This window comes from Planktothrix tepida PCC 9214, assembly GCF_900009145.1.
GTDB classification, from domain to species: domain Bacteria; phylum Cyanobacteriota; class Cyanobacteriia; order Cyanobacteriales; family Microcoleaceae; genus Planktothrix; species Planktothrix tepida.
Map to the genome: position 1 here is coordinate 265,141 of NZ_LN889782.1, position 18,125 is coordinate 283,265.

Below are 18,125 nucleotides of genomic sequence, written 5' to 3' on the forward strand. Positions count from 1 at the left end.
CTATAATTTTGGCATGATTCGCCAAAAATTTGGATCAAGATACACCGAGAAGTAGAGACTTATCAACCCTGAATTTCGACCTCCTTAACGCTAACAATATTAACTATGCAATCCCCCCAAACCGATCAATCCCTGCCTAAAAGTGCGTCCAGCGTTGCTATTCCTCAAAACTGGTTATTAAGTTTAGCGACAACTCCGCTATTAATCACGGTATTAGGAACAAAAGCTCTCCATGAGATGCTTCTCAATCTCAGTTCCAACAGTGAAGAAATTTTCCGAGGCGATCGCCTTCCCGTTCTCCATTTTCCCCCATCAGAGGAATAAGCTAAACAACAGGAGAGGGAGGAAAAATCCTGAACTTCTAGCACCGTACTCTACGATTAGCCCTTCTGTGTCAACCCTCAACCCCCTGTTTATGTCATGAAAGGATTAAATTTACCTTAAAGAGTCGTGGATTTGACTGTAACGTTCCGTGTTTTGGGAGAAATTAAGCCATACAATAAATTGGATATTCTTGCCACACACCGAACAGACCATTATGAGTTCACTGCTCCAATCCTCCGAACAGGTTCCAAACACGGTCGTTTCATCAAACCCACCCACTACCACGTCGGATTTGTTTTTGCGGAATCGTCTCAAAATTATAGAGGATGTCTGGGAGTCCGTCCTCCGCCAAGAATGCGGTCAACAACTGGTGGACTTACTCCATCAGTTAGCGTCTATGACTTCACCCGAAGGACAAGCCGCAGAGTTTCAAGGATCAGACGTTCTAAAATTAATTGAACAGCTTGATATTAACCAAGCCATTCGCGCAGCGCGAGGGTTTGCATTATATTTTCAACTGATCAATATTGTTGAGCAGCATTATGAACAACGGGAGCAACAACTGGCTTATTCCCAGGGAAAAGGGAAAGGAAAGTTGCCGATTTCCCCTGTTAAATCAATGTCTACTTTTGAATCTCGGAATCAACGGTTTTCCGATGAAGAAGAAAGTCCAATTCCGGGCGCGAATGTCACGAATTACACCGAACAAGATCGGGAGTTAGCAACATTCCATTCTCTGTTTCCCATGCTGCGACAGTTGAATGTTCCGGCTCAAAAGATCCAACGGTTATTAGATCAACTTGATGTTCGCATGGTGTTTACGGCGCACCCGACGGAAATTGTTCGCCATACCATCCGCACCAAACAGCGTCGGATTGCCACGATCTTAGAACAATTAGATCAAGTGGATGAAAGCTATGGTGGCTTAAGAAATGAAGATTTAGGAGAGTCTTCCATTTTCTCGGAATGGACAGAAGAACTCCATGAAAAATTGACGGAAGAAATTCGGTTGTGGTGGCGGACGGATGAACTTCATCAATTTAAACCAACGGTTCTCGATGAAGTAGACTATTCCTTACACTATTTCCAGGAAGTTATATTTGATATCATTCCTCAACTCTATAAGCGTTTAAAACACGCTCTGCACGTTTCTTTCCCTTATCTGAAATTACCTAAATATGATTTCTGTAAATTTGGATCGTGGGTGGGTGCAGACCGAGATGGAAACCCATCGGTGACACCAGAAGTGACCTGGAAAACGGCTTGTTATCAGCGTCATGTTGTCCTAGAAAAATATATTGAAGCCGTTAAACGCCTCAGTCGGGTACTCAGTTTATCGTTGCATTGGAGTGATGTTCTTCCTGAATTATTGGAGTCTTTAGATCGAGATCAAGGTCAATTACCGGACATCTATGATCAAACGGCGATTCGCTATCGTCAAGAACCCTATCGTTTAAAACTATCTTATGTTCAAAAACGATTAGAAAATACTCGCGATCGCAATTGGCAAATGTACAATAATGCTGAGTTGTCTCGCATTCGAGAGCGTTTAGTTCCTGACCATGAAGCGAGTAAATTGTACCGTTCCGATGAGGATTTCTTAGGGGAATTAAAACTAATTCAACGCAACCTGGAAGAAACGGGTATGACCTGTCAAGAACTGGAAAATCTCATCTGTCAGGTGGAGGTTTTTGGATTTAGTTTAGCTCGGCTGGATATGCGTCAGGAGTCTTCTGTTCATTCGGGTGCCCTCAACGAAATTATTAGTTATCTGCAACTTTTACCCCAATCCTACAACGATCTTTCAGAAGCGGAACGATGTCTTTGGTTAGCAACGGAACTCCAAACTCGGCGCCCTTTAATTCCGGCAGAATTGCCCTTTTCTGAAAAAACCTGCGAAACTATTAATACTTTTAGAGTCATGCGGGAGTTACAGCAGGAGTTTGGGCCTCAAATTTGCCAAACCTATATTATTAGTATGAGCAATGAAGCCAGTGATTTACTGGAAGTGTTGCTATTGGCAAAAGAAGCGGGACTGTATGACCCGGCGACGGGGATAGGAAACGTGATGGTGGTTCCTTTGTTTGAAACAGTAGAAGACCTCAAACGCGCTCCCCGTGTGATGACAACTTTGTTTGAGTTACCGTTATATCGGGCGATGTTAGCCGGAGGTTATGAAAAATATCAACTGGTGCAGAATGATCCTGACCAATCTTTGCAAGAGATTATGTTAGGGTACTCCGATAGTAATAAGGATTCGGGTTTTTTAAGTAGTAACTGGGAAATTCACAAAGCCCAAAAAGCTTTACAAAAGGTTTCTGAATCTTATAAAGTCGGTCTTCGCATTTTTCACGGACGGGGAGGGTCTGTCGGTCGAGGCGGTGGCCCAGCTTATAAAGCGGTTTTAGCTCAACCGGGTAAGAGTATTAACGGGCGGATTAAAATTACTGAACAGGGGGAAGTTCTCGCGTCCAAATATTCCCTCTCTCAGTTGGCTTTATTTAATTTGGAAAGTGTGACAACGGCGGCAATTCAAGCTAGTCTGCTCCATAACGGGTTTGATGAGATTGATCCCTGGAATCAAATTATGGAAGAGTTGGCAACCCGCTCTCGCAGCCACTATCGGGCATTAATTTATGAACAACCTGATTTAGTGGAATTTTTTCATCAAGTCACCCCCATTCAAGAAATTAGCCAACTGCAAATTAGTTCCCGTCCCGCTCGTCGCAGTGGCGATAAAAAGAAAGATATTTCGGGTTTACGGGCGATTCCTTGGGTGTTTAGTTGGACACAAAGCCGCTTTTTATTACCGTCTTGGTATGGGGTGGGAACGGCTTTACAGGAATTTATTAATGAGGAACCCCAAGAAAATCTAAAACTGTTGCGGTATTTCTATGTGAAATGGCCGTTTTTTAAAGTGATGATTTCTAAAGTGGAAATGACCTTAGCCAAAGTAGACATCGAAATTGCTCATCACTATGTTCGGGAGTTAAGTCATGCTGATGATAAAGAACGGTTTGAGGTATTATTCCAACAAATTGCAGAGGAATACTATCTGACGATGCAATTAGTTCAACAAATTACAGGACACCAACGACTTTTAGATGATGATCCAGTTTTACAACGTTCCGTTCAGTTACGCAATGCCACCATTATTCCGTTAGGTTTATTGCAAGTTGCCTTGTTAAAACGGTTACGTCAACATGGAAAATCCGTTGCTTCTGGTGTCGTTCATTCCCGTTATAGCAAAGGAGAATTACTCCGAGGTGCGCTATTAACAATTAATGGAATTGCTGCGGGAATGCGAAATACAGGCTGATATTTTCAGTTATCAGTTATCAGTTATCAGTCTATCTTTAATCAAAAAAGAAGAAGAGTAAAAAAATCCCCCAGCATCAATTCCGGGGGATCAATAAAAAAAGGCTTAATATTATAAGGAACTGGAATCCAAACTTTTTGCTTCTTCTTCGGTTTGGGGTAAATGTAAACCACATTCTTGTTTCAAACCTCGGAAACGAGTATCCCGTTCATTTTCATCCGTTGCCATTAAAGGACGACTGGAATGCCAATCTCCGACGGTGGTATATCCGAGATCAAAATAGGGATGGTAAGGTAAATTGTAGGTTGTTAAATATTGATAAATATCCCTAGAATTCCAAGACAGAATCGGATGGACTTTGTAATACCCTGATTGTTGAGCTACTCGATTTAAGGTTCTCCGATGACTGGTTTGATCTGCCCGTAATCCGGCTAACCAAGCCATTGCTTTTAATTCTTTTAAAGCTTGTTGCATCGGTTCAACTTTACGAATTTTATCGTAATAATTTAAGGCTTCAACATCATTTTTTTCCCATAATCTGCCATGTAAAGCTTCCATTCGCGCTGGACTGATGGGAGATTGATAAACTTTTAAATTCAGGTTGAGGCGTTGTGTTAACTCTTCAGCAAAAATATAAGTTTCTGTCGGTAAATAACCGGTATCAACCCAAATAATCGGAATATTAGGAACAATACGAGTCACCAGATGCAGCATCACAGCCGCTTGAATTCCAAAGCTGGTACTCATGACCAAACCATCCCCAAAGACTTCCGCCGCCCACTTGACAATAGTAAGGGCATCCGCATCAGCCAATTGCTGATTTACGGCATCTAAATCGAGTTCGAGTGGTTGAATGACTTGAACTGCCTTATGGTCTGAGGATTGATCCCGATGATCACGCTGCTGTTGGGAAGGGGTGTGACCGTTGGCAACGGAAGAAGAAATAGAGCTAAGATTCCCGTTACCATTGGGATCGATCAGATTCAATTGCGGCATAGTTTTCCTGGTTTCCCTTGTTATCGATATTGAGTGTAAACCATGAAGGGCTTTGGAGGTTGGCTTAACACCGGACGAAGTGGGTTAGTCGCTTTCTAACCCTTTGCAACACAACTTAAGCTAACCAGACCCTTATATTTCAGATTTTGGGGGTTCTCTACTAGATTTTACCACAACAACTCGATCTAAAATTTTGCCATCGGGGAGCAACATCTCCCCAATAATACCCCGCCGTTAAAAATTTAAAGGTTTGAAAAACCAGAAAAAGAATAATTATTGTTAACTAAAATCAGTTTTTTGTTGGGCTTTAGTCCCCAGATTTAGAGAATTAAAGCCCAGTAATAAACTGATTTTTTGATCGGGATTATTAAACAACAGCACTAATCGCTTCTACCGGATAACCAACAGCTTGCCATGCTGCTAAACCTCCGATGATCTCAGCGACTTTTTTAAATCCAACTTCACGCAGTTTCGTAGCTGCTTCAGCCGTTTGTTCATCGCTTTCACCGTAAATGTAAATATCACGATTTAGTTCTAAATGTGATAAAATCTGTTCAGCAAGATTCTCAAAGGGCGTATGAATTGCACCTTGAATATGGCAATGATTGAAGCTATTTAAGTCGCGGACATCAATAATCGTTAAAGCGGGTTCGCCCCAATCCAGACGGGTTTTGAGGTCATAAACCCGAGATTTTGCTGTTAAGGGAGGAGGTGTAGGAATGAATCGAGAAAACATAATTAAATATCCGTTAAATTTGCTTACAAGAAACATCGAATGTAACAGATTATTGCTTATTTCATTAAGTTTTGTTACCATCCTCTTGACAGATTTATTAAGATAAATTCCTATTCCTTCTGATTCTAGGATCACTGATCACTGATTACAGTCAACAGCCAACACCCTAAGTGATCAGAAAAATGGGTTTTAAACCCCGTCCCATTCGACAAGTTCAGGGCAAGCCTTCTAGGACGGGTTTATTGAGGTTGTCATTAACATTTGATCGTGCTACGATTTTCGGTAGCAGGAAAGGTAAATAACCTGTCTAAAAACCTAGTTGCCTAACGGCAAAATACGCTCACCTTGGCAATTGAATCTATAGGGTTCTACTGCATAGTTCTAGTTTCCCCAGCAGTGGGTAAATGATTCGTGGGTACTAGACAACCAGTTTTTTGAAACAAAAAAGAACTCGCAGGAATGCGAATAGGGTAGGGCATACCCGAATTTACGCTTGGGGAGAATCCCACCTCTGGTTAAAGCACGGCAAGGTACTTTGATTAAGTGGTTTCGTTGAACCAAGAATCCACACGCCTTCAGGCTGAGGAGTGTCAAGCTGGTGTTACCCCTATATGCTCATCGTTGATGTATGACTAGCACCCTAACTTCTGTTCCCTTTGTGGATTTGAGTTTTATTCACGATCCCCTGAAACCTGAAATTCAAGCTGCAATCCAGGCTGTAATAGACAAGGGGGACTTTGTTTTAGGTCAAGCTTTAACCGAATTGGAAATTGCTTTTGCTCAGGCTTGTGGGGTTCAGTATGGAGTAGGAGTCGCCTGTGGAACGGATGCGATCGCTCTAGGTTTACAAGCCTGTGGAATTCAACCGGGGGATGAAGTTCTAATTCCTGCTAATACTTTTATTGCCACATTGATAGGAGTTTTACACGCAGGAGCCACTCCAATATTAGTGGATTGTGAACCCCATACCGCCTTAATTGATCTCAATCAAGCCGACAAACTTGTTACCTCAAAAACCAAAGCAATTATTCCAGTTCATCTCTATGGTCAGATGGTTTCTCCCCATCAACTCTTTGCCTTTGCCGCATCCCATAATTTAATTATTTTTGAAGATGCAGCCCAAGCGCATTTAGCAGATCGGGAAAGTTATTGTGCGGGAAGTATTGGGTTAGCGGCTGCCTTTAGTTTTTATCCGGGTAAAAATTTAGGAGCTTTTGGCGATGGCGGAATGGTGGTGACACAAAATGAAACCGTTGCTCGAAATCTGCGAAGTTTACGGAATTATGGTGCTCCGCAAAAATATTTCCATACCGAACGAGGAACCAATAGCCGTCTTGATACGTTACAAGCTGCCATTTTAAAAGTCAAGTTACCCCATTTAAACGGTTGGAACCGCGACCGCAATTTTGCCGCCGAAAAATATGATGCGTCTCTTTTGTTACTACGAGAAAAAGGGATTATTCCAATTGAAAATCAGAGTGCAGATGGTCATGTTTATCATCTTTATGTCATTCGTGTAACAGAAGACTGTGCGATTAGCCGCGATACCCTGCAAAACAAACTGACTGAACAAGGAATACAAGTTGGAATTCACTATCCTATTCCTTGCCATCTCCAACCGGCTTATCAAAATTTAGGCTACAAAGAAGGAGACTTTCCCCAAACCGAAAAACTCAGTCAACAAATTTTATCTTTACCCATGTATCCAGGGTTAACGACAAACCAAATTAATCACGTTCTAACAGCCATTCAGTCTGCTATTACGGCTTAGAAAAATAGGATTTTCAGTCAGGGGCTTCTCGCTTAACAGTTAACCGTCAATCGTCAACAATAATTATGCAGTTCAACCGTAAAATTCCGTTCGCCATTGAACAAGATCTATTAAATTGGGTGATTGTTGTTTTAATGGTGTTGTTGTATGCACCGATTTTAATTCATTGGTATGATGGCTGGCTCAATAAGAATATTGGGATTGAGCATGAATATTTTAGTCATGGTTTAATCGGTTTGCCTTTTGCGGCTTATATTGTGTGGACAAAACAGCATCAGTGGAAAAAGTTACCGAATACTAGCCATCCTTTAGGAATAGTGCTCATCCTACTGGCGAGTCTTTTTTATGGGAGCGGTTTAGCAGATTTAGTTAATTTTTCTTTTCCCATAATGTTAGCGGGACTTTGCCTACAATTTAAAGGAATACCCGGTTTAAAATTACAGGGAATTGCATTAGTCTTTGTCTTGTTAGCAACCCCCAATCATTTACCCTTTTTAATCGAACCTTTAGCCTTACCCTTACAGACGTTTATTGCTCACGTTGCTGGATTTATTCTCACCCAATTTAATTTAGATGTCACGGTGGAACAAATTTACCTGTTTGTCAATGGTCAAATTGTAGAAGTTGCTCCTCATTGTGCCGGGTTAAAAATGCTATTTACCAGCCTTTATGTGGGATTAATGTTACTGTATTGGACAGGACTTTTAGCCTCAAGAACCCTCAGTATTTTTTTCTTACTGAGTGCAGCTTTAATCAGCATTATTGCTAATATTATTCGGAATACGCTGTTAACGCTGTTTCATGGAACTGGTCAAAATGGGTTATTCGCGTGGCTCCATGAAGGGTGGGGTGGAGATTTATATTCAGCGTGTATGCTGGGTTTATTGGTGGTATTAATTAATCAGTTATCAGTGATAACTGATAACTGATGACTGATAACTGATGACTGATAACTGATAACTGATGCGACAGCAACAATCTAAAATTCTGATTGTCATTGTAATGACAGCATTGTTAATTGGCGCGGCACTTCCAGGCTATATCAACCAGAAATGGTCATGGATTGATATGCCTCAACTCAAAACTTTGCCCCAACTGCAAACCATTAGAAAAGAAGGTTTAACTCTTTCAGGATGGCAAACCGTTAAAATTGAACCGATCCAAATTGGAAATCAACAGTGGTTAAAACAGGAGGTAAAACGTGACAAACAAACAGCAATAGTGTTGTTATTAACCCAAAATTACTATAAAGATCAGCCTCAAGTTGAATGGATGGATGTGACTGGATTTCTAGGATGGAAAACTGATGAGGAGCAACGCGATCGCTTTTCGGTAAAGTCCACCTCTGAAGACTTAGATCCTGTTGAAGTTGAAGTCAAATTTTTTAAAGCTTGGACTGCGACTCAAACCTATGCAGTGGCTCAGTGGTACGCTTGGCCAAATGGTGGACATCCGGCTCCGAGTCATTGGTTTTGGGTAGATCGTTGGGCACAACTGAGTCGAAATCGAGCCCCCTGGGTGGCGGTTTGTCTTTTGATTCCGATTAAACCTTTGGGTAATATCCAAGACGCTTGGCCGGTGGCGACCGCTTTGGGTGAAAGTGTACAAGCGTCCTTAATGGCAGAAGCATTAGTCACAACTAAACCTTAATAGCACTTAATAGCAAGAGTTGGCTCGCAATTGGTAATTCGTAATTCGTACATGAATCAGCGTTACAACAAAACCTGGGCTTCCCTGTTTCTCTCTAGTTTGTACTCCACAAGTTGGATTATTTCTTTTGTGGCATTGTTGTGGGGATTTCCAGCCCAACAACGGGTTTTAGCCCAAACCGTTACCCTTCCAGAAAAATGCGTACTTCCCCAGGAAATACCCAGCCAACCCTATCCAGGAGCGCAACTACGACCGCCAGCTTTTCCCCAACCAACTTGGCCCCAACTCATCCAACTCTTTGAACAAGCTGGGAATCCAATTTTAGATCGCTCAGGAGCCATTCCACCGCCGATTGATAATACGTTTTTCAAACGTTTGAGCGAAAATCGAGGCGCCAATTATCGTCTGGGGCCAGGGGATCAACTGTATATTGATGTCTTTATTAATGGCCAACGTTCTAATGATTTAAGCGTTCCCACCACAACCGTTACCCCCGATGGTGCGATTCTACTGCCTTTAATTGGGGCAATTCGAGTTCAGGATGCAACCCTAGAACAGGTACAGTCGAGTATTGTAAATCGTTTAAATCCCTATGTGAAAAATCCGCAAGTCAATCTTTCATTATTAACTCAGCGTCCTGTACGAGTCACGATTACTGGGGAGGTGGCTAGACCGGGGTTTTATCCGTTAACCAGTCCAGAACTCCCAGTTGCGTTAACAACAGCCCAGGGAACGACAACGGCGGCAGATTTGCGGATGGTTAAAATTCGTCGCACCTTAGCGAATGGTCAGGTTGTGGAAACTGAAGTGGATTTGCTAACTCCGTTGTTGCTGGGGGTGAGTCCGGCGGATGTGTTACTCGAAGACGGTGATGTAATTGTCGTTCCCTCCCAGCAGGTTCGGGCCTATCAAGGGCCAACCCGAAATATTTTAGAAACCTATAGTTTAGCCGCAGCCCCAACGGCGGTGAATGTCACCATTGTTGGAGATGTGACTCGACCGGGATTTTATCAACTCCCCCCTGGAGGTGGACAACTAGCAACGGCACTTCAAGCTTCAGGGGGAGCGAGAATTACATCGGATTTACGGTCAGTGCTGATTTGTCGAATTACTGTTGATGGTCGTTTAGTCGAAGATATTGTGGATTTGTATACTCCAATTAAGGAAGCAACGGCTTTACCGAATGTGTCCTTACAGAATGGAGATGCGATTATTATCCCGAAACTTCAGCCTGATGAGAAGGAAGGTTATGATCAACGTTTGATTGCCACCTCAACTTTAGCCAGCCCTCAAATTACGATCAGGATTTTGAGTTATCCTATTAATGCGGTGGGTGCGGTGGTGTTACCCAATGGTAGCAGTTTTATTGATGCCTTGAATTCCGTTCCTTTGAATTTAGCAGATTTACAGGAAATTGCTTTAATTCGTTATGATCCTGAAACTGGGAAACCTACAAGACAGATTTTAAATGGTAAAAATGTATTAGCCGGTGATGCAACTGATAATGTTTTGTTACAAGATAATGATGTGATTGTTGTAAATCGTAATTTAGTTGCTCAGGTGAGTTATGTTTTAAATAATTTTACTCAACCTTTCCGCGATATTCTCGGATTTATTCTATTTTTCCAACAGTTACAAGCAGGGGTAGAAAATTTGTTTAGTCCGTCTGGTTCTAGCAGCAGTGGCAGTAAAAATAGTAGCGGTAGCAGCACCAAGAAATAATCAATTAAGTTATCAGTTATCTGTAAATCGCAGTTCACTATTCCCTTTAATCCTGTTCTTACCTGTTCCCTGTTCCCTGTTCCCTATTCCCTATTCTTATGACTTTACCCATTATTAAACGATATTTAATCGCTTTTGAAAACTATAAATTAGCGGGTTTTGCAACCTTTATTGTGGCGTTAGGGGCATCAGGAGCCGCTGCAATGTTGATGGAAACCCCTCCAACTCCTCCCTATAAAGCTACGGGTTTGATGACAGGTCAAAGTAGTCCTGTTATTTTTTCTAAAACCGGTGAAATTATTCAACAACAAGGACAACAATTATCTTCGGAAATGTTGCTTCCTAGGAGTGTGATAGAACCGCTTCTTAAAGAATTTAATCTTGTCCCGGATGACTTGAAAAAAAAATTAGCGATTAAACTAGAGCCAGGCGTTCCAGGAGGGAAAGATGCTCCCGGAACTCCGATGAAAATTACGATTTCTTATCAAGATCCTAAACGAGAACGAGCCGTAATGTTTGTCAATACCCTGATGAAAAAAATGCAGGAACAAAGCCGGATTATTAATACTCAACAATTGAATAGTATTATTACAGCAATTCAAGAACGATTAAAACCATCCGAAGCAGAACTGAGAAAGGCAGAAAAAGAGTTGGAAAATTATGATAAGCGCGAAGGGGCAACAATTTTAACATTAGAAAGTGGCTCTTTACCTGCCGCTATTTTAGCAAATGAACAGCAGCAAAAGGATATTAAATTACAGCTAGAAGCTCTGAATGCTCAACTTGCTAGTTTAGAATCTCAATTGGGTTTAAATGTTGATCAAGCTTTTGTTTCCCAAGCCTTAGCATCTGATCCAATTATTGCTCAATTACGGGTTCAATTGTATGAAATTGAATCCCAATTAGCCGTTTTACGCAAAGATTATCGAGATCAACATCCCCTAGTAGCGGACTTAGTAAAACGTCAACAAGCTGCTGAACAACAGTTACAAGAGCGCGCCGCCGAAGTGTTAGGAGGAGATGGAATTGCAGCCCCTTTACGACAAGTTGATCAAATTCGAGTCGATTCCTCTCTCGATCCCACCCGTCAACAATTAGCTCAAAATTTGATAGCCCTTAAAACTCAAAAAGAAACCTTAGAACAACAATTAAAAGCCTCGATCAAAACCGGAGAAGATTTAAAGCAAAATTATGCCACAATTCCCAACAAACAAATGGAAAAACAACGCCTAGAACAGCAGGTTGCTTATAAAAAAGCATTGTATGATCAAATGCAAGCCAAGTTAGTGGATGCTCAAGCTGCTGAAGCCGAAACAACCAGTAGTTTAGCGATCGCTAAAGAAGCAGAAGCCCCCGATGTGGAAACCCCCAAAGCGATGAGTATGGCTTTAATTTTGGCAATGGGAGGACTTGGTGGTGTTCTAGGGGGTGCGGTGATTATTTTTGTCTTAGGAATGCTAAGTGGAAAATTCTATACTTGGGAAGAAATTCAGGGGGCATTTAAAGAACGTGAAGTTCCCCTTTTGGGTGTGGTTCCAACGGTGTTTTTATTCTCAGAGGAAGATCATCTCCCTTTATTATTGAAACCCCATTCTGCTTATCTGGAATTTTATGAAAAAGTCCGTAGTAATTTGCAACGGGCAGGAAATAAATCTCCAAAAATAATTTTAATTACCAGTGTCGGAACTTCTGAAGGAAAAACGTTAAGTGCTTATAATTTAGCGATCGCTTCGGCTCGTAGTGGTAAACGCACGTTATTAATTGAAGCCGATTTTCGCTCGCCTTCTGAAGTCAATTCCTTGGGATTAGCTCTTGATCCTCAAAGTTTCATTGAACCCTTGCAATATTATGGGGATTTATATGGTTGTATTCGTTTAGTTCCTAATGTCAGTAACTTGTCTGTGATTCCTAGTCCAGGGCCAGTGCGTCAACCCTCAACCCTTCTCGAATCAAGTGAATTTCGACGTCTTTTGGAAGAGGTGCGTTATCGATTTGATTTTGTGGTGATTGATAGTCCTTGTTTCAATGGTAATAATGATGTCTTAACGTTAGAACCCTATACCGATGGCATGGTGATGGTCGCTCGTCCCATTTATACCCCATCGGGGTTATTAGGAGAAATCACAGACAAATTAATGGATACCGAGGATGAAGATCCTAAAAAATATCGTCCGCGACTCTTGGGAGCCATTGTGAATGGGGCTGATATTTACGTTGATGACCATACCGAAGAAAACACCTATGAAACCGAACAAATGATCAAAGATAAACCTCCTGTGCAACCTGCACTGAAGTCGAAAACACCTTCTCCTCAGAAACGATTACCGGCTAAGGTACGGAATTGAATAGGGAATAGGGAATTACGAATTACGCTTATGGAATAGAGTGTGCTGGATTTAGTAGAGACGTGCTTGGGCCGAGCAGGTTCATGCCGTCAGGCTATTGGCACGTCTCTGAGGAAGCCTTAGCGACGTTGTGTTGGTAATTGCGGTGGGGTTTGAAGGTTGAGATCGGTATAGGAGGGTTGGGTGAGAATTGAAGTGTTATAGGGATTGATCATATCGGGAGTCCGAATAATCGGATCATTGCTGACTTGGCGCAACATGGCTTCCCGATATAATTGATTCACAAGTCTGGCATCATTGGTCATGACCGTTTCAGGAAAACCATTGATACCATTAGGCCAAGGGAAACTAATCCCTAAATAAGTAGACATTTGACCCGCTAAGGATTTGTTTTTAAACACATCTCCAGAAGTTCTGGAGGCGGCGCGCATAAAATCTTCCGCAAAGGGTTGATAGGTGGTGGGATAATCATTAAACATCGGTTCTGCTTTCACTGTCGAGGCAAACACCGTTGATGCGATCGCCCCAAAAACAGCATAGCTCAAGGATTTCAATTGTTTAGTCATAATCTTAGTTGCTTGATAACTCGCTTAAATCTTAACTTGTTTTCACAGTGAGACACCCAAGGCCGGAAGTGATCCCCCCCAGATGTGAACTTTTTTGAAGCTTATGCTCATTTCTGTAACGAGATTGCCTATCCCTGCGTAAAATATGAGCTTAATAACTGCTACAAGTTCTTCAATTATTACAGGAGAAAGAAACCCCATGGCAGAATTGATTAAACCCTATAACGGTGATCCGTTTGTCGGCAACTTGTCCACTCCGATTAGCGATTCTGATTTTACCCGTGCATTTATCGGGAACTTACCCGCTTACCGTAAAGGCTTATCTCCTTTACTGCGTGGCTTAGAAGTCGGTATGGCACATGGTTACTTTTTAGTCGGGCCTTGGATCAAACTTGGGCCATTACGGGATCATCCCAGCGCGGCTAATTTAGGGGGATTAATCTCAGGCATTGCGTTAATTCTAATTGCCACGATTTGTTTATCTGCCTACGGATTAGTTTCTTTCCAAAAAAGCAGTTCAGACTCCGGCGATTCTTTGCAAACCTCTGAAGGTTGGAGTCAGTTTGCTGGCGGTTTCTTCGTCGGTGCAATGGGTGGGGCTGTTGTCGCCTTTTTCCTGCTGGAAAACTTTGGCATCGTTGATGCGATTTTCCGGGGCTTGGTCAATAGCTAAGTTTCCTTTGAATTCGGGGATAACATAAAATCCCATCACCCAACGTAACGATTTTCTAACATCCAATAGGAGAATTTGATATGACCGGAGCATACGCAGCTTCTTTTTTACCTTGGATTTTAATTCCTGTGGTTTGCTGGTTATTGCCAATTGTGGCAATGGGTTTATTATTCATCCACATTGAAAGCGACGCCTAGATTTTACCGTTGAGTCGCTCCAATTCTCCACCCCAGGGTGGGGATTTTTTTTGTTAATTTAAAAAAACCGGATTTTTTAGGTTACATTCATGTCTCCCGCCGACACCCCTAAACCTCAACCTGCTCCAGCAAAACCCCCTGAAGATAAAAAACCTTCTCCACCACAATCTCCAGACTGGGGAACATTAGGGGCTTTAATTCTGGCCTTGTTTATCTTAATTATCGTGGTGGGAAATGCAACTGGATTTGGAGATAGTCAAAATCGACCCTTGACGGATTCTAGTTTTGAGCAAACGGATTAACAATTTTTGTCTATAGCACTACTTGAAGAGGGAACAGCTTAACTGGGAACACCGAACAGTAAGAAGTGAAAGGGTTTCAGGATTGAAAAATGTCCTAACCGTCAGGCGTAGTGCTATAGGGTGAGGGATGCCAAGCTGATGCAGGAACCTACTCACCCTAACTTAGGAATTCTTAACCAATGGTTAAGGCTAAATCTGTAGGAGATGTAATCACAATTCCCGTTTGTACAACGCTCGGTTGAACATTTTTAACAACGCCTAAAATACCCGAATTAGCCACACGAATTACTGTGTCATTTCCTGATGCAGTAAAACTCAAGTTAGCCAAAGGAATTGTATCAAGGATATGAATTTTATCTCCTTCTGCAACTTTAAAGTCTGTGATGATATCGGCTAAATTGACATCAAAAACTTTTGTTGCTTCATCCCCCCGCAACATAAAAATATCAGCCCCCCCTTCTCCGGTTAAAGTATCTGTTCCTAAATCTCCGATTAGAAAATCATTGCCCTCATTTCCATTTAAGCTATCATTATCCTGTCCACCTCGAAGAAAATCTGAACCAGCCCCTCCAAAAATCGTATCATTTCCTCGATTTCCATTCAAAATATCATCCCCTTTTCCTCCTGTCAGACTATCATTATCTTTTCCTCCCAGAATATAATCATTTCCATCATTTCCATTGAGAGAATCATTGCCTTGATTGCCATTAATAACATCTTGTGCTGTGGAACCTGTCACCAGATCATTCCCCCCTCCAGTTAATAATCCACGAGGATTATTTTGGGTAATTTCTGGGGTCATTGTTATGACATTATCCGCATCCAAATTACGAGGATAGGCATAACTTAAAGGCAGACTTGCACGATTGATGGTATTAATAAATGCGTTGAGAATATTGACATCGTTAATCACTCCAGAAACACGACTCGGTATAATTCCATCAACCACTTCTGCGTCTAAAAGTCTATTTCCTTGTCGAATTTGTGTGACGATATCAAAGCCTTGAACAACATTTCCAAATACGGCATACTTCCCATCTAAATTGGTGGAATTATCCGCTAAATTAATATAGAATTGTGATGAAGCCGTATCGGTTCCTTGCGCTCGCGCCATGGCAATAGAACCTTGTACATTACTTAATACTGGAGGAACGGTAATTCCTGCTTCTTGAAAGGTTTTACTATACAGAGGTTCTGTAGCCCCTTGAGGTTTAATTTCTAAGGGAATATTTCGGACTTGACCTGTGGTGGGATCAACAAAACCTCCCGTTCCTAAAACACTGGGATCAACATTCGGATTTTTACTTTGGGGGTCGCCACCTTGAACAACAAAAGGTTGGGGTTCTAAAACAACACGATGAAAGATGGTGTTATCATAGACATCTCGTTCAACTAAATCTACAAAATTTCCAGCCGTTATGGGTGCATTAGCACCATCAACTTGAATGGTAATAGGTAAACCTTCAACTACCATAATCACGGTCGCCGAACTGGTTAATTTGGGTTGATCAGCCATAATAAAATAATGAGTTAAAGTCTCTAAACTGCTGGGAAAAATAAGGCAAAATTAACCTGATTTTCTCTTGATATTTTACAAGGAAAATTGCTCTTTGAGTTAAAGATTGCCAAGATTGAGACTTCTCAATGCAAAATTAAGTTCCTGATTGTCCTGAGATTGTGTAAACTTATGTAAAGAGTTGTGATGATCTCGAACTATGATATCTCGTCGTTTATTTTTCAGTTTCCTTTTATCTGTCGGTTTAGCGGTTTTTAGTTTGAACTCTACTTCGCCGGCTTGGGCGTTAGGAGGGAAACTTCCCAACTTAAATCAACCGGCTCCTAATTTTACCTTACCCACCAATAGTGGAGAAGGAAAAATTTCTTTATCAGATTATCACGGACAATGGGTTGTTCTCTATTTTTATCCGAAAGATTTTACCTCTGGCTGTACTTTAGAAGCCCGTCGTTTTCAACAGGACTTACCTAAATATTTCGCTAAAAATACACAAATTTTAGGGGTGAGTGCTGATGATATTCAATCCCATGCTGAGTTTTGTGACTCGGAGGGGTTAAAATTTCCTCTACTGGCAGATGTTGATGGAACTGTCAGTAAAGCCTATGGTTCTTGGCTCAATTTTATCTCAATGCGTCATACTTTTATTATCGATCCTGATGGGATTTTAAGAGAAAGATTTCTAGGCGTTAATCCTGCTATTCATAGTCAAGAAGTTTTAGCTCGGTTGGATGAATTACAACAAACAATTTAGTTAAACTTAAAAAGGGAGGGAAAAAAGAATAACCCGCCCTTTTTGTTTAAAAATTATTCTATTTGTTTTTTAAACCGGGTTTAAGCCTAACATTGCGCGTAAGGTAAAAAAGGTAAAAGCAAAAACACTAAATAGTAAACTAACGAGTGCAATTGCTGTTACCGGACGATTTAAAAGGGGTTTTAGGCGTTCAAACAGGAAAAAGAAAATTCCCAGGGTGAAGGTAATAAAATAACGGGGATAGCGCGAAATGTTTTGAAAAAAGTCTTGCATTGTCGGGGTTGGAATTAACTTCAGATTAAAGGTTTTTCTAGTTTAACAGATTCAGTCCTGTACTGGGTTTTGGGGTTAGGGAAGGGTTGACAGCCCTTGAGGGAAGTGATATTAATTAGGGAGCCTAATATTTAGGAGTCCTAATAAAAAAAGGAAGAACTGACATGACATTAAATGTTGATGCCTATGCTGTGATTACAAGCCTGATGCTAGAAGGTGCTAATTATCCAGCCGAAATCCTTAAACTAGCCCAGATCTAACACTCAGGTTCTATCTATTTTCCAGCATGATGCAGACTGGTTTTCTAGTAGTTTTATGGCAACGCTGCAAGCATCAGTTATCCCTACTTTCCGTCTCCAAAAGTGATCAAGAACTGATTCAGGGAAAGCCATCAATCCGTCTTCAAAAGGGCGTTTCTAAGTTTTTAGGTAATACTAGGAGACATCGACGGTTGAGAGTTTATGTCAGGCGATCGCATAAATTGGGTTGTGCCTATCAACCTCGGTTTTCCTATATTCAAGTGTTACTCTCTTGGCTCGGCAGTTTTGTGGGAATCGCAGCCCTGGCTTATCTTTCCACCTATAGCCATTATCCATTGATTGCAGCCCCGATGGGCGCGACGGCGGTTTTGGTGTTTGGAGTGCCGGATAGTCCCTTGGCTCAACCGCGAAACGTGATTGGGGGTAATTTTTGGGGGGCATTGGTTTCGATTTTATCGGTGCAATTTTTCGGTACGGCTCCTTGGGTAATGGCTTTAGCCGTTGCAACGACGATTAAGCTGATGAAACTAACGCGAACCATTCATCCGCCGTCGGGTGCGGTGGCGTTGATTGGTGTGATGAGTGGTGTATCGTGGAAGTTCTTATTCACTCCTGTATTAGCGGGATCGGTTATTATTGTTCTCTGGACTTTTGTGTTTAATAACGTTGCACCAGGTAGAAGTTATCCTAAACACTGGCTCTAAGCCTTAAATTATTTTTAAAC

17 protein-coding genes are annotated in these 18,125 nt (G+C 41.6%); 12 read left to right on the forward strand and 5 right to left on the reverse strand.

The window, feature by feature from the left end; translation table 11 throughout:
• Window positions 1-105: 105 nt before the first annotated feature.
• The gene (locus PL9214_RS04130) at window positions 106-324 is read left to right on the forward strand and encodes a hypothetical protein (protein ID WP_072717588.1); all 219 of its coding nucleotides are present in this window, start codon (window positions 106-108) and stop codon (window positions 322-324) included.
• Between the two features lie 214 nt (window positions 325-538).
• A complete protein-coding gene (gene ppc, locus PL9214_RS04135; protein WP_072717589.1) occupies window positions 539-3,643 on the forward strand; it encodes a phosphoenolpyruvate carboxylase in 3,105 nt (1,034 codons plus the stop codon).
• 111 nt (window positions 3,644-3,754) lie between these two features.
• Here the strand turns inward: ppc and cysH are convergent, their stop codons facing one another.
• Together cysH and PL9214_RS04145 are read right to left on the reverse strand one after the other, a co-directional pair.
• Window positions 3,755-4,639 (reverse strand): phosphoadenosine phosphosulfate reductase, encoded by an 885-nt coding sequence (gene cysH / locus PL9214_RS04140; RefSeq protein WP_072717590.1) that lies wholly within the window; start codon window positions 4,637-4,639, stop codon window positions 3,755-3,757.
• 367 nt (window positions 4,640-5,006) lie between these two features.
• Window positions 5,007-5,375 carry a rhodanese-like domain-containing protein gene (locus PL9214_RS04145; protein WP_072717591.1) on the reverse strand — a complete coding sequence of 123 codons (369 nt, stop codon included), beginning with the start codon at window positions 5,373-5,375 and terminating at the stop codon, window positions 5,007-5,009.
• A 628-nt stretch (window positions 5,376-6,003) separates the two neighbouring features.
• Here PL9214_RS04145 and PL9214_RS04150 point away from each other — a divergent pair.
• The 5 genes from PL9214_RS04150 to PL9214_RS04170 all read left to right on the forward strand — a co-directional run bounded on the left by PL9214_RS04150 (window position 6,004) and on the right by PL9214_RS04170 (window position 12,863).
• Window positions 6,004-7,146, forward strand: a complete 1,143-nt coding sequence (locus tag PL9214_RS04150) for a DegT/DnrJ/EryC1/StrS family aminotransferase (RefSeq protein ID WP_072717592.1) — start codon at window positions 6,004-6,006, stop codon at window positions 7,144-7,146.
• Between the two features lie 65 nt (window positions 7,147-7,211).
• Window positions 7,212-8,075 carry a cyanoexosortase B gene (crtB, locus tag PL9214_RS04155; protein ID WP_072717593.1) on the forward strand — a complete coding sequence of 288 codons (864 nt, stop codon included), beginning with the start codon at window positions 7,212-7,214 and terminating at the stop codon, window positions 8,073-8,075.
• A gap of 34 nt (window positions 8,076-8,109) precedes the next feature.
• On the forward strand, window positions 8,110-8,796 hold the full coding sequence (locus tag PL9214_RS04160; protein ID WP_072717594.1) for a cyanoexosortase B system-associated protein: 687 nt from the start codon (window positions 8,110-8,112) through the stop codon (window positions 8,794-8,796).
• A gap of 51 nt (window positions 8,797-8,847) precedes the next feature.
• Window positions 8,848-10,518 (forward strand): polysaccharide biosynthesis/export family protein, encoded by a 1,671-nt coding sequence (locus PL9214_RS04165; RefSeq protein WP_072717595.1) that lies wholly within the window; start codon window positions 8,848-8,850, stop codon window positions 10,516-10,518.
• A gap of 98 nt (window positions 10,519-10,616) precedes the next feature.
• On the forward strand, window positions 10,617-12,863 hold the full coding sequence (locus PL9214_RS04170) for a GumC family protein (protein WP_072717596.1): 2,247 nt from the start codon (window positions 10,617-10,619) through the stop codon (window positions 12,861-12,863).
• Window positions 12,864-12,982: 119 nt separating this feature from the next.
• Here PL9214_RS04170 and PL9214_RS04175 read toward each other — a convergent pair whose 3' ends face one another.
• The gene (locus tag PL9214_RS04175) at window positions 12,983-13,429 is read right to left on the reverse strand and encodes a hypothetical protein (RefSeq protein WP_072717597.1); all 447 of its coding nucleotides are present in this window, start codon (window positions 13,427-13,429) and stop codon (window positions 12,983-12,985) included.
• 199 nt (window positions 13,430-13,628) lie between these two features.
• Here PL9214_RS04175 and PL9214_RS04180 point away from each other — a divergent pair, with 199 nt between their 5' ends.
• From PL9214_RS04180 to PL9214_RS04190, 3 genes are all read left to right on the forward strand, one after another.
• Complete coding sequence (locus PL9214_RS04180) at window positions 13,629-14,102, forward strand: photosystem I reaction center protein subunit XI (protein ID WP_072717598.1); 474 nt, start codon at window positions 13,629-13,631, stop codon at window positions 14,100-14,102.
• Window positions 14,103-14,182: 80 nt separating this feature from the next.
• The gene (locus tag PL9214_RS04185) at window positions 14,183-14,299 is read left to right on the forward strand and encodes a photosystem I reaction center subunit VIII (RefSeq protein WP_072717599.1); all 117 of its coding nucleotides are present in this window, start codon (window positions 14,183-14,185) and stop codon (window positions 14,297-14,299) included.
• Between the two features lie 89 nt (window positions 14,300-14,388).
• Complete coding sequence (locus PL9214_RS04190; RefSeq protein WP_072717600.1) at window positions 14,389-14,601, forward strand: hypothetical protein; 213 nt, start codon at window positions 14,389-14,391, stop codon at window positions 14,599-14,601.
• Window positions 14,602-14,773: 172 nt separating this feature from the next.
• Here PL9214_RS04190 and PL9214_RS04195 read toward each other — a convergent pair whose 3' ends face one another.
• Window positions 14,774-16,117 carry a peptidylprolyl isomerase gene (locus tag PL9214_RS04195; RefSeq protein WP_072717601.1) on the reverse strand — a complete coding sequence of 448 codons (1,344 nt, stop codon included), beginning with the start codon at window positions 16,115-16,117 and terminating at the stop codon, window positions 14,774-14,776.
• A gap of 199 nt (window positions 16,118-16,316) precedes the next feature.
• On the opposite strand from PL9214_RS04195, the gene PL9214_RS04200 reads away from it, so the two are divergent.
• The gene (locus PL9214_RS04200; protein WP_072717602.1) at window positions 16,317-16,868 is read left to right on the forward strand and encodes a peroxiredoxin; all 552 of its coding nucleotides are present in this window, start codon (window positions 16,317-16,319) and stop codon (window positions 16,866-16,868) included.
• 69 nt (window positions 16,869-16,937) lie between these two features.
• Here PL9214_RS04200 and PL9214_RS04205 read toward each other — a convergent pair whose 3' ends face one another.
• Entirely contained in the window at window positions 16,938-17,141 is a 204-nt protein-coding gene (locus PL9214_RS04205; protein WP_072717603.1) for a DUF751 family protein, read from the reverse strand.
• Window positions 17,142-17,427: 286 nt separating this feature from the next.
• On the opposite strand from PL9214_RS04205, the gene PL9214_RS29985 reads away from it, so the two are divergent.
• Window positions 17,428-18,105, forward strand: a complete 678-nt coding sequence (locus tag PL9214_RS29985; RefSeq protein ID WP_245824171.1) for an HPP family protein — start codon at window positions 17,428-17,430, stop codon at window positions 18,103-18,105.
• The last annotated feature ends 20 nt before the right edge of the window (window positions 18,106-18,125 follow it).

What these genes read in the sequence shown, in the direction of transcription:
- PL9214_RS04130 (WP_072717588.1), top strand. Translation starts at nt 106, where the DNA reads ATGCAATCCCCCCAAACCGATCAATCCCTGCCTAAAAGTGCGTCCAGC.
- ppc (WP_072717589.1), top strand. Translation starts at nt 539, where the DNA reads ATGAGTTCACTGCTCCAATCCTCCGAACAGGTTCCAAACACGGTCGTT.
- cysH (WP_072717590.1), bottom strand. Translation starts at nt 4,639, where the DNA reads ATGCCGCAATTGAATCTGATCGATCCCAATGGTAACGGGAATCTTAGC.
- PL9214_RS04145 (WP_072717591.1), bottom strand. Translation starts at nt 5,375, where the DNA reads ATGTTTTCTCGATTCATTCCTACACCTCCTCCCTTAACAGCAAAATCT.
- PL9214_RS04150 (WP_072717592.1), top strand. Translation starts at nt 6,004, where the DNA reads ATGACTAGCACCCTAACTTCTGTTCCCTTTGTGGATTTGAGTTTTATT.
- crtB (WP_072717593.1), top strand. Translation starts at nt 7,212, where the DNA reads ATGCAGTTCAACCGTAAAATTCCGTTCGCCATTGAACAAGATCTATTA.
- PL9214_RS04160 (WP_072717594.1), top strand. Translation starts at nt 8,110, where the DNA reads ATGCGACAGCAACAATCTAAAATTCTGATTGTCATTGTAATGACAGCA.
- PL9214_RS04165 (WP_072717595.1), top strand. Translation starts at nt 8,848, where the DNA reads ATGAATCAGCGTTACAACAAAACCTGGGCTTCCCTGTTTCTCTCTAGT.
- PL9214_RS04170 (WP_072717596.1), top strand. Translation starts at nt 10,617, where the DNA reads ATGACTTTACCCATTATTAAACGATATTTAATCGCTTTTGAAAACTAT.
- PL9214_RS04175 (WP_072717597.1), bottom strand. Translation starts at nt 13,429, where the DNA reads ATGACTAAACAATTGAAATCCTTGAGCTATGCTGTTTTTGGGGCGATC.
- PL9214_RS04180 (WP_072717598.1), top strand. Translation starts at nt 13,629, where the DNA reads ATGGCAGAATTGATTAAACCCTATAACGGTGATCCGTTTGTCGGCAAC.
- PL9214_RS04185 (WP_072717599.1), top strand. Translation starts at nt 14,183, where the DNA reads ATGACCGGAGCATACGCAGCTTCTTTTTTACCTTGGATTTTAATTCCT.
- PL9214_RS04190 (WP_072717600.1), top strand. Translation starts at nt 14,389, where the DNA reads ATGTCTCCCGCCGACACCCCTAAACCTCAACCTGCTCCAGCAAAACCC.
- PL9214_RS04195 (WP_072717601.1), bottom strand. Translation starts at nt 16,117, where the DNA reads ATGGCTGATCAACCCAAATTAACCAGTTCGGCGACCGTGATTATGGTA.
- PL9214_RS04200 (WP_072717602.1), top strand. Translation starts at nt 16,317, where the DNA reads ATGATATCTCGTCGTTTATTTTTCAGTTTCCTTTTATCTGTCGGTTTA.
- PL9214_RS04205 (WP_072717603.1), bottom strand. Translation starts at nt 17,141, where the DNA reads ATGCAAGACTTTTTTCAAAACATTTCGCGCTATCCCCGTTATTTTATT.
- PL9214_RS29985 (WP_245824171.1), top strand. Translation starts at nt 17,428, where the DNA reads ATGATGCAGACTGGTTTTCTAGTAGTTTTATGGCAACGCTGCAAGCAT.